Source organism: Bartonella jaculi (genome assembly GCF_039543045.1).
Taxonomy (GTDB): domain Bacteria; phylum Pseudomonadota; class Alphaproteobacteria; order Rhizobiales; family Rhizobiaceae; genus Bartonella; species Bartonella jaculi.
Map to the genome: position 1 here is coordinate 1 of NZ_BAABIZ010000030.1, position 12,267 is coordinate 12,267.

Annotated in this window: 4 protein-coding genes; 2 read left to right on the forward strand and 2 right to left on the reverse strand. The window is 43.7% G+C overall.

Annotated elements, in window-relative coordinates; genetic code table 11:
• Both ABD915_RS07950 and ABD915_RS07955 read right to left on the reverse strand, forming a co-directional pair.
• The coding region (locus tag ABD915_RS07950) for a hemagglutinin repeat-containing protein (protein WP_345117184.1) at positions 1–7,813 on the reverse strand (7,813 nt) is incomplete at its 3' end.
• A gap of 25 nt (positions 7,814–7,838) precedes the next feature.
• Complete coding sequence (locus ABD915_RS07955) at positions 7,839–9,635, reverse strand: ShlB/FhaC/HecB family hemolysin secretion/activation protein (protein WP_345117187.1); 1,797 nt, start codon at positions 9,633–9,635, stop codon at positions 7,839–7,841.
• A 682-nt stretch (positions 9,636–10,317) separates the two neighbouring features.
• Between ABD915_RS07955 and ABD915_RS07960 the strand changes: the two genes are divergently transcribed.
• Together ABD915_RS07960 and ABD915_RS07965 are read left to right on the forward strand one after the other, a co-directional pair.
• Entirely contained in the window at positions 10,318–10,443 is a 126-nt protein-coding gene (locus tag ABD915_RS07960) for a hypothetical protein (protein WP_345117189.1), read from the forward strand.
• A 143-nt stretch (positions 10,444–10,586) separates the two neighbouring features.
• Positions 10,587–12,267, forward strand: a 1,681-nt coding sequence (locus ABD915_RS07965; protein ID WP_345117190.1) for a restriction endonuclease, incomplete at its 3' end; no start/stop codon positions are given.

Sequence of the window (12,267 nt, forward strand, 5' to 3'; positions counted from 1 at the left end):
TTTTGTACCCTATACCGTGAATACCATGCTTTTCAAAGTCACGCATTCCGTTGCCCACTGTCAGACTACCACGGCTATGCGCATTAACAATCGCTCCGTCATTGCCATAACGATACATAAAATCTTGAAACTTCTTGGTCGAATTACTCAGCCCCCAAGTATTACCTTCCCAAAACTTTTGATAATATGCTATCCCTAACTCTACTTCCCAGTCTTCAGCTTGTGGGAAGTATGTAAAATAAAGGGGTTCATACTCATTATCAGCCAACTGAACGGCATTACGGGCTGCTTCATCTGGTGTGTTAAAAATGCCATTGTAGAACATACGGGTATTGCCATCAGAGCCGGCTTGTAAATGCTTTTCTCCCTCTGGTGTTAAATAGTGATACAGAGGGATTTTTCTTCCATAACTGTCTTTTATATAATTTCCATTTTTATCTGTTGCATAGATGACATTGCCATTTTCATCGTGCTCAACCTCACCCTCAGGATGCTTTTTGACAAATGCGACTTCGCGCACTTTGTCCCAATAATCAAACCATTCATCCACCCATTGATTTCTCATACCTAAACGATTACGCAATATATCCTCAAGCGGTGCTACATTTAGCTGCCCTACAGCCTGGTGGGCTGTAGCGGTGTTGCGGTTGAGAGCATCAATGATTTGTCCAACATCTTGCCCCATCGCCCTCTGGTTGCTTGCACCGGTCAAGATGATGGTGCCATCGCTGATAGCGGATTTGGTTTCCCCCTCCGCTGCATCCTGAGCTTTCCCATGACTTAAAGCATTTTTAGCAACGTTTTTTATGACGCCATATTTGCCTTGTTGCAAGACACCACCACCAGAAACATTAACCCCATGGCTGCTGGCTTGCGCATGGGCACTGTTGGTTATATCATTGGTGCTGATGCTTCCTGTGGTCAGGCTGTTTTTTTCTGCCGGCGCGGTGCTGGCAATAATGCCGCCAGTTAGGATCGTTTTGTCTTTTACAGTGATATCAAAACCTCCTGCCCCAGCTTTGATGCCGGATTGCTCCACAACACTGTAATAATCGCTGGAGGATTGATCCTTTTGTAAGGAAAGGCTTGTTGATCCTGCATCAAGACTTTTGCTCCCACCAAACCCAGCAGAAACCGATTTCTGTTTGCTGGAGGTTTGTCCCGTATCACTGCGACTGATAATGGCAAAATCACCCCCAACCCCCATTTCTACACGCTCTCCAGAAACCACTGACCCCGCCAGTGTGGTGTTTGCCCCACTGTTGGTGTGAACAGTGCCGGTGCCAATGATATGGCTGTTCTTCTGGTGAACCTCCTCACTGGAACCTTCCCCTTGACTAAAGGAAGCATTGCCTGTTACCCCTGCACCGCCTGTGCCATAACTATACCCAACATTCACCGAAGCGCTTTCACTGTGGTTCTGTGTGCTTTGCGTGTTTTGCGCACTTGCAAAGGTGATATCTTTCCCTGCTACCAAGTTGATATTTCCACTCTGTTCATCATTGTTTTGCATCGAGTTTGTGCCGGCGATAATATCGACTCCAGTACCATGAATACTGCCTTCGTGGGATTGTATGTTGACAGAACGCCTACCTTCTATTGTACCTGTCACCGCCGTGGAGACTTGAGAAGATGCCTCTGCCTTCTCTGTCTTAAAGCCCACTGTCACACTGGCAGAGGCATCAGCCATATTGGCAAGAGCATCTTTTGTTGAGCCGCCAAAATTTCCTGGTATGTGGCCCAGAGCTCCTGTGGTGTTGCCTCTTTCCCCTGTATTGCCACTCAGCCAATTGACGAAATTCTTGCCTTTGTTAAAAAGATGATTGATTTTCATGCCGGTCAGTATGCCATTAATAACTGTGTTGTTGCCATCCTTATTATTCATGCGGTCTGCTGAATCTTTTAATCCTTGTACGGTCCCAAGAGCACCCACATTGACAGAGGTTGTAACACCAGCAAAGGATTTTTCGTGTGTTTCCTTCGCATTAGAGATATCATCAGCTTCTGAAAAGGTCACGTTATTGCCTGCATCGATGTTGACATCACGGTCTGCCGAAACATTTGCCGCTTGAAAATTCGCATCATTGCCGGCATTAAAATTAGCATCATTGCCCGCATGGAAATTAGATGCTGTATTAGTCTTTTCCCATTGATCGCCTGTATCCTTGGCGCTGGCAACCCCAACACCAATAGAAGCACCGCTAGGATTCTTTTCAAATTGAATCCCAAAGCCTGTGCGTTCTTCTTCAGAGTTTGACTTATGGCTATTATGACCAACAAGCACATTGACATCACGGGCTGCCGAAACATTAATATTTTCCCTCGCATTAAAGTCAGAGCCGACCACGTTCACATCTTCTTTTGTAGCGGTGATGGTAATATTTTTTCCATTGAGAGAAGAGCCTTGATGTTCAAAACTCTCTTCATTCTCTGTCTTTCCCTCACTGCCGTATATCGACACAAAGCCCTTGCCTGAGCCCACACCAAAACCCGTTTCATGGGTTTCTGAATGGCTCTTATGATGATCTGTCATGCCATTAATCGTGACATTTTCTGCTGTAACATTGATGTTTTGGTCTGCAATCATATGAGAAGCCGTAATCGTGGCATCTTTTTTTGCTTGCAAATCAATATTGCCCGTCGCCCCAAGAATGGAGGAAACCGTTGTGGTATGGGATTGAGATGTATCAGAAGATTCCTCATGCAAAAAACCACTTTTTGAGGATTGTGCTTGCTGATCATACTTCTCTTGCGCACCTTTAATGAGAATATTTCCCCCAGAGTGAATGGTAATATCCGCTTGTTCCTGATCTGGTGTTTCCCCTATCTTGCCGGCTGTGAGCGTCGAGGCGACAATTTCCGTGTTGTTTGCCGATTCAAGGGCAACGCCTTTACCTCCTGCTATTGTTGAACCCACAACTTCTGTTGCATCAATCTTGTTATGCGCAGATTTGCTGCTGCTGAACGCCCCACCCTCTTTGTGATACGACATTTCATAATGTAAGCTATCCTCTGCATTATTGATCAAGACATCGTGGCTGGCTTTCAGCCCCACCTTACCATCAGCCGCAATAGAACTGCCCGTGATGGTGAGATCATGCGCTTTGCCATCCTGCCCCGCAACGATAGTGGTATCACCTCCCGATTTTATCGAAGAGCCAACCGCATGAGAGGCTTGCATATCGACTTTCGTGTTTTTGGCGCGAAGATGATACTCCCTCTCATCGTTTCTCACCCCTATCGCTATCTCCCCTTGGGCGCCAAGACCAACATTGCCCTTTGCATCTATATCGGAAGCAGTAATATGGATATCGCCACCGGAGATGACAGTGGTATCTTTTCCAGAACTTAAATGAGAACCATTGTGCAAGGCGACATGAGAGGTTTGATCTCCGCGATGGCTATTGGCAATGTTGCGTGTGGCATCAATCGAAACATTCCTCTCAGCTTTTAAGAGAAGTTTATCAGTTGCTTGAACATCAGAGCCTAAAATATTCAAATCTTTCCCAGAGGAAAGCGTTGTTGAGCCTCCAGAATTTAACACAGATTTATGATGCATGGTGGCATCACCCTGTTCATCATGGTAATCGGTTTTGACGGCACCGATCGTCAAGTTGCCCTGTTCTGTAGCCATGGCAAGATCACCCTTCGTGGTAATCCCCACCCCTGAGGCTGTGATATCTTGTTTAGCAATCACCGTTGCATTACCACCAGCAGAAAGCGCCTCGGTGTTTAATACGGTCTCCACGCCGTCAACCGTTGTGCGCCCTGCATCCAAACGAATATTCTTCTCCGCAACTAAAACAGCATCACCACCCGCCGCAAAGTGCCCTCCTTGACTCAAGATATCCCCGCCATGCACATGTAATTGATGCGATGCTGCAATCCGCCCTGAATTGGTTATCGTGGAATTACTGGTATTTTGGCTGGTGATATTGACATCATCGCCCATGATCAAAGCCCCAGCAGAAACAAAGGAGGCTCTGTCTTTTTCGGGAATGTAAAGCACCGGTGCGTAAACATCCATGCCCTTTACTTTTTGCCGCACATAAATCACCATCGGCTCTTCGAGAGAAGCCAATTGTTCTGGTGTGAGTGCCTCACCAAAGGGAAGATTGTGTGCTTTTGCATATTCTGCCCCTACATTAAGCAAGGTTTTGACTTGTTCAATGGCATCACTTCCAGGAATAAAGGAACCCTTGCCCAAACCTTGACCAACAAGATCACGCATTTGTTTCTCAATCAATTCCTTTTCGAAATACGCATCGCCTAAGAAAAAAATCTCTCGATCAGGCTTATAACCAATTCTGTTTAAATAATAAGCTGAACCATAAAACTTGCCAACATCGAGGAATTCTGCTCTGGTTTCATAAAGGAAATTCTGGTTAGGCAGTGTGCCACCAACCCCACCCGATTGGGGTTTTGGCAAAGGGAGCCCCTCAGAAAGTTCCCCTGCATTATTGAGATCCACTTTGGGTGTAAAGAGAGCACCAACCCCAGTCAAACCGCTTAATGCATCCAGTGGATTGCCTCCAACGGCTTTGGCTTCAAAATGCGCATCCCCTGTAATCGAACCTTTCGCTGCCGTGTTGTGGAGTTGATCGACCACCAGATTTAAAGTGCCACCCGCTTGGACAAGACCAGGAACGCTCTCCAAAGCTTCTGAGCGGATATGACGAAATTTGCCATCGGCTATATCTAAAGAAACATCGTGGCTTCCATCAGCTTTATAGGCATAACAATTATCTGTCTTTGCATTACAATGCATAAAGGTTTTTTTATAGGCTGTTGCCCCCAAATTGGTGAGCACATTGGCTTGGATATCGGCATTCCCTCCCGCTCTCATAATGCTGTAGCTATTCTCAATGTTATCAGCGTTAATAATGAGATTACCGCTAGATTGTATCATCCCCTGAACAGTGGGTTTATGCGAAAACGCCTGCGTGACGGTTTCTTCTGTCATGTGTGACCAGTCTTCGTTTATTATTGACCAGAAAAATCCTCCTCTTCGCCGAGAACCATTCCATTGATACCGTGTTACGGACAGTTGCTGATATATAGGTTTAAATTCCCAAGTAAAAGCCTTATAAACTGTTCCGTCGCTTGAAATTGCGGTGCCATAGGTTTCTTCTTTGCTCGCCCAAAGAGGAACATCCAAAAAAAGTTCTACGTGCCCTTTTCCTATTGTTTTATCTTCTTGATATTCGTGCCCTTTTCCCCAAAGACCAACTTTCGCATCCTGATATAACATCCCATCACTGAGTTGATCAGAACCCTTTGGTTTTTCGAATGAAATTGTCGCATATTCCGATGTTTCCGTGATGACAGGCGTGCTCTCAGCTTCGTTTTTCAAGGTGTTGGTTTGGATATTTAAATTTCCACCGGCTTGAATAAAACCTGCTTTGTTAACAAGCGAAAGGCTTTTTCCGCTGCCTTCTACATTAGTAAAAAATAAATCACCCTCTGCCATTATGGCGCCAAAATCATTGAGCAAAGCCCCATCGACTTTGAACGCACCACTGCCCTTCACATAAATTAAACCCGTTTTGCTGTTGGTCACATTGCCCGTCACGCTAAAGGCTAAATTCTGCCCCGCTGCCAATTGTCCGCTATTCTGAAGCTCCCCTGTTTTGATCCTAAAATCTCGTGCCGCTAAAACAGACGTTGCCTCATCAGCCATAACGCCTGGCGCAACAAAAAGAATATCTCCAGTTCCCCCCCCATCTGTAATGGCTTGTAGCCGTGCATGGTGAATCTCAAGAGCATTGGTGCTGTTAAAGTCTAAACCACCATAAGTCAGCGTGCTGCCTGAGACATAAATGTTATCTGCATTTAAAAACAGCGTTTGCGGCGTATAAATATGAGAACGATTATTACTTAAATCGAGAGTGTTTGCCGTCAATCTCACATCCCCCTCAGCAGACAGCACATTCTCAACACTGATCTCTCCAGATACAGAGGTCAGGGTTGCGCTGCCATAGCCAATGACCTGATCATAATAAATGTCGTTGCCAGCAAAAAGGTCAATATTGCCACCACTGATAATATGTCCAACCTTTATGCCCTTTTGTGCCGTGATAGAAAGGGAACCTTTGTCATAAAAAACAAGATCACCTGTAGGATTCGCAGGACTCACCTGAGAACCAACAAAATCTAAACCTGTCATCACTGTGCCAGCATCAAGGCTACCTACATTGAAAACAGCATCACCGCCCGTCATCAGGGAAGCAAAATCAACCGCTCCGCCCTCAATATTTGCATTGCCATAGGCTAAAAGTTGTCCAAAATGAACGGGGGCATTTGTTTCTGGTTGTGTATGAATGGCGATATTTTGATGCGATAGGATCGTTTGAGAAACAGAAAGACCGTTATGAGAAACCAAGGTGATATCTCCTGCCCCATAAACACTTTCAGCGACAATCGCACCTTGACTGCTCTGGAGATCAACATCCCCTTGTGTACCAAGAACAAGTGTACCAGCAGCACCCGTTGCCGCCATATCAACCCCACCAGCTAAAAGCTGCGCCTTTATATCACCACCGGCATGCGCCCTTAAGTTCCCTTGTGCTAAAACGATCCCCTCAATCTTCAAGTCACCGCCTGTTTCAAGAGCCATATCAGCACTTGCCCCTAGCCCAGAAACTTTGAGGGTCTGGCGCGAAGAAAGTTCCATATTGCCCCCCGATGTGGCTTTTTCTGCAATCGATAAAAGCCCTTCCTGCGCCTCTATTCTCAAATGACCATCGGCGCCAACCATCTCTAACATCACATCCTTTTTCGCTGCAATCTTAATATTCTTTTTCGAGGTGACGTGCTTTGCCTGAAGGCTATCGCTTTTTGATTTCAGTAAAACGCCTCCATGACCAAAAACATTCTTCAGGGAGATTTTTCCATCAGCAGAAAGATGCAGCTGCCCCGCATTCGCCGCCATATCATGACGCATGCGAACACCAACACCTTGTTCTGTCGCTACAAGTTTAATCTGATCCGCCTGTAAAGCGCCCAAAGCAGAACCATCTATCGCATATTCTGGCTTGCCGGTAATGTCGGTCAGTTCTTTCATTTCCCGTGAAGCGTAATCAAAGTAACCCGTCCCTGCTACAACCCCAATCTCCTTGCCCGCAACAGCTCCTTCAAAATGCACCGTGCGGGAGACAATATCGACGATATCAACAACCCCTTGGCCTGAGAAAAAATTGGCTCCCTTTGCACCAAAGGTGATGTCCCCACCTCGCACCTCAAAGCCTTTCAGAAAACCACTCGCATCAATTTCGGGTACACCTGTGGTTAAGGTCGCATGGGGCGTATTGATAAAACCGCAACCATCACAGCTTATCCCATTGGGATTGGCTATAATCACATCGGCTGGGCTCCCAAAAACCTCTCCTGGACCATGAAGCGCACTGCGCTTGCTGCTGGTCACTTCATTTAAAATAACTTTCGCCGAACCAGTAACACGCAAATGGGGATTACCCGGCATAATGCCCCCCAACTGCGATTGCCCCACTTCTTGCGCATGATTGTTCCAAATCACACCTGCATTGCCAATATTAAAATCGTAGTATTTATTGTGTGATAAGCCCTTGCCATTGGGGGTAACAATATCAATGGAGGGAACCCCATTGGGCGCTGCCACAATATCCGGACGATTGCCTGCACCAGCGTTAGAATCAGCAGCGATTTGCGCTTGAACCATTGGAGATTGGAACAGAAAAGAAAAACCAATCCCACCTACCAAAACCTTTTTGAGCATCGTACTGGAGACTAAAACGCCTAATAAAGTTGCTCTGTTTGCTCTCTTCTCATATCTCATGCTTTGACTCCCCAATAAAAGACGCTTAAAGTTCCATTGTTAATGTCACAAAAGCCTTTCCTGACTTCTTGTGCTTGACTGTACTCCACAGAACACTTGAATAGCTTGCATCAAGAGAAACTATGCCCCCCGCAAGCTTTATACCTGCTGTCCAACCCGCAAGCTGTTCACCGGTAACCCCATACAAAGGCTGCGAAAATACACGCCCATAATCCAAACCAACAAAGGGACGAAGTTCACCAAAAAGCTTTTTAACAGAAGCATTGTTGCTCCACGGAACAGTTCGTAGCAACAAGTCATTACGGATAAAAAAACCGTTATTGCCAAAAAGCAAACTCTCACGCGTGCCACGAACATTGGAGGCGCCCCCCAACGAAATCTGCTCCGCGCTCAATAGATTATGAGGAGAGTATTGCCCACTCAAAAGATTGCTTAGTATGAAATTCCATCCTCCAACTTTAAAGGGCGTCATAACACTGAGTGTGCTAGTAAATTTGGCAAATTGTGGCTCCGCATCCCCTGCTCCTGGCGCATGTTTCTTGACTGAATGAAACAAACCAAGCCCTTTAAAATAACTGACATCAAAGGTCCACGTCCCACCCAACATCTGGCGCGAATGCGAAATCCCCAAATTGGCAACACTATATTGGCGACTGCCAACCTCTATCTTATTGCCAAGGAGGTAATTGTTGGTTCTCTTATAGGAAAGACCTAAATTCAGGGTCGTGATTGAAACACCATCACGATGAAGAACAGTGCTTGCACCCCCGTGTAATTCACTCGAATCCCCCGTCGTTTCTATATCTGTAAAATTGCCATGTATAATACTTTGATAATTATAGACGGTGCCATTCAAAGCAAAGGTCCAATAACCGTACGGAATACTCACACTCGCTGAAATGTTATTGCTATGCCCTTCCTGTTTGCTCTCACCCCAATAATCGGGTTCACTGCGTTGATAGCCAAAGTCCCATAAATCATTCATCCCTAAAATATTTTCCAGTTTTAAACCCGCACTATAACGCGCATAACCCGTGGAGGCTTGTCCTAAATTGTCATGGGAAACGGTAACCTTAAAAGTTTTATCGGGATGATTGTTAATATTCACAATGGTGCTCCCATCTTCTCTTCCTGGAAGAAGTTCACTTTGGGCATGCGCTGAACTCAAACGGTTGATCTGATCAAGCCCCTGTTCAATATCGCGCATGTTCAGAACATGACCTTGAAGCCCAGGAAAAGCACCCCATACAACATTGTTATAACGAGATGCTGGAGAACCATTATAGTAAATCTCTGAGAGCTTGCCCTCAACGACAACAAATTTGAGCGTCTTGCTGTTTTTGATATCTTGATCAGGAATATAAAAACGCGCCGTTACATAACCTTGATCCAAATAAACTTTAGTTAACTTTTTGATTAAGAGCTGAATATCGACAAGCCCGATACATCTTCCAACATAAGGATCTGTTACAGCTGATATAGAGCGCTTTTTGACATGATGCACTCCCTCAACAACAAGAGCATGAATGGGAAAACATTGCTTCCCACCCAAAAGCGTTTCTGGATTTTGCTCTGAAGGCGTCTTTATCCTTTTAGGCGTTAAAGACCGTAATTTCTCAATTCTTTCTAATTGCTGTTTCTCAGATTGTTGGCGAGAAAAATTATCGGTTGGGGAATGAAAAATAGCCGATGACCGCGCATAAACACTTATACCTGTAAACAAGCCAAAGAAAACAAAGAGGGCACGAAAAATTCTCAAAAGAGAACTTTGGCGTAAAAATACAGAAAACAATACAGATTGCCCCCGCTTTGCACTATTCATGAAGCATTCTTTAAAAGAACTTCATGGAACCTCTAACAAGACCACTCAAAACAGCCACGACCCTATGACACTTTTTACAAAAGCACACGCCTCTGTAACCATAGAAAAGGGGCACCCAAAACTGCTTTATTTTAACTGCTGAAGATCTCTCCCCCATACATATATCATTAACCACGTAACCAAAACTGTTTAGTAAGTCAATGGTTAATACATCAATATCCCCAGTTAATGCCTTAATACACCCATCAATAAGAGAGAATAAATTCGCTGCTCACCCCCTATCCTGCACTATATAACGTGTATAAAATAAACCCCATATCATGCTCTTAATTTGTATCCTTTCGTAAAAAGTTATCATAGCAAACAATAAAGAAACCTCTTTTAAAAGCTTTCTACTCAAACGCGAAAAACCCTTTTACAGGGCATGAGGAAATTTTTCTCAAAAGGAAATAATCTAAACTGCTTTGAAAAAAGACTTTTGTCAGTCTTGTCAGTTCACTCTAGACCCTATAGCATTTTTTTCAAATGGTAAAAAAATAAAAGCATTATTTTTCAATATGTTAAATTTTATCTCTTTTTTAAGATACAACTTATTAAAACAGCCATAACAAATAAATACAACTGTAAATATACATTTGTCAGTTTGTGTCTGTAAATTGAACTGACAAAAGTGATCATTTCAATGACACATAAAACCTATCAAAATAATCATTATGATGTTTTAAAAGCACGTATTGAATTCGTCTTGATTAATCATAAAACAAATAGCAAATTTCACTATTTTGCTGCTTATAATCATCTTTTATAAAATTTACTTTGAGCAATTTATGGGTTTTTGGGTGGTTTTGTATCATTTTGTTGTCGATATTTCTTTTGAATCCATTTAATTAACTCCATTTCGATTCCTTTGAATAATTATCAATGCTATAAGGTGCTGGAGTTTAATGCATAATGCTTCAATCTGATAAGTCTGATAATAAACACGTCTCATTACGCTCTCTCTTACAATTCTATCGTGAAAAGGCAAAATCACCCCGTGAATTGGGAACACTTTTTGAAAATCTTGTGATGGCTTATCTGTCTGAAGACCCTTTGCAAAAACAAGAATACGAAAAGGTTCAGACCTATTTTGAATGGGCGCAAGAGCATGGGGAAGATGGGCGTGATATCGGTATTGATCTGGTCGCTACAATCCGTGATGAAGAAGGCTATGCGGCTATCCAATGCAAATGCTATGACGCTTCTCACTGCATTAAAAAAGAAGATATTGATAGCTTTATCGCTGCATCAGGCAAAAAGATCTTCACGCGTCGTATTCTCGTTGATAGTACTGAGAGCAATTGGAGTGATAATGCGCATAACACTTGTGATGGTCAAGAGGTTCGCATTCAACAGATTAATCTGTTTGATTTAGAAAACAGTCAAATCGATTGGGGTGCTTATAAAGAAAGAGGACAAGCGGTCCTTAAAGAGCAACCGAAAAAAAAGCTTTTAGATCATCAAAAGGAAGCACTTGAAAAAGTTTGTGAAGGGTTACGAGAAGCAGACCGTGGCAAGCTTATTATGGCATGTGGTACGGGGAAAACCTTTACTAGCCTTAAGATAGCAGAACAAATAGCAGGGAAAGACAAGCGTGTTTTATTTTTGGTGCCCTCCCTTGCTTTGATGTCACAAACGGTACGTGAATGGACAAGTGATACAGAAGTGCCTTTACGTTCCTTTGCTGTGTGTTCTGATACACAAGTGGGCAAGCGTCGTAAAAACCAAAATGATGATGAAGCTGGTCTGGACGCTTCTGATCTTGTGCTACCAGCAACAACGGATGCGGAAACACTTGCGCGTAAAGCGGGTAAGACATCTCTTGATGTGATGACCGTCATCTTTTCGACCTACCATTCGATCCAAGTGATTGCTGATGCGCAAAAAGAGTATGATTTACCAGAATTTGATCTGATTATTTGTGATGAAGCCCATAGAACAACTGGAGTTGTGTTGGGAACAGACAAGCATGAATCTGAATTTATCAAAGTTCATGATAACAGCATCATTCGGGGTAAAAAACGCCTCTACATGACAGCAACGCCAAAGATCTTTGCTGATAGTGCCAAAAAGCAAGCCCATGAGATGAATGGTATTCTGGCGTCTATGGATGATGAAGCGCTCTATGGAAAAGAGCTTTACACCTATACTTTCTCAAAAGCCGTTCAGAATGAACTTTTAGCACCTTATAAGATTATTGTTTTGGGTATTAATGAAGAGGAAGTGAGTGAATCCATTCAACATCTGATGACAGATGAGAATTATGAACTTACCCTTGATGATAAGACTAAAATCATAGGCTGTTATCAAGCTCTTAGCAAAATAGATCTGAAAGTTGATTTGAGTGATGACCCCAAGCCCATGCGTCGGGCTTTGGCTTTTTGTAGAGACATTAAGACCTCTGAACGTATCTGTGACACATTCAATTCTAAAGGCATGCAGGAAGAATTGTCTGGTATTCATAAGCTCTATAAAGAGACGCCGCCTCTTCAGTGTACCTTTGCGCATATTGATGGAACACAAAGTGCCAAGAAGCGCCATGAAGCCCTTGACTGGTTAAAGGAAGATGCGGGGGAAAATACTTGTCGTGTAC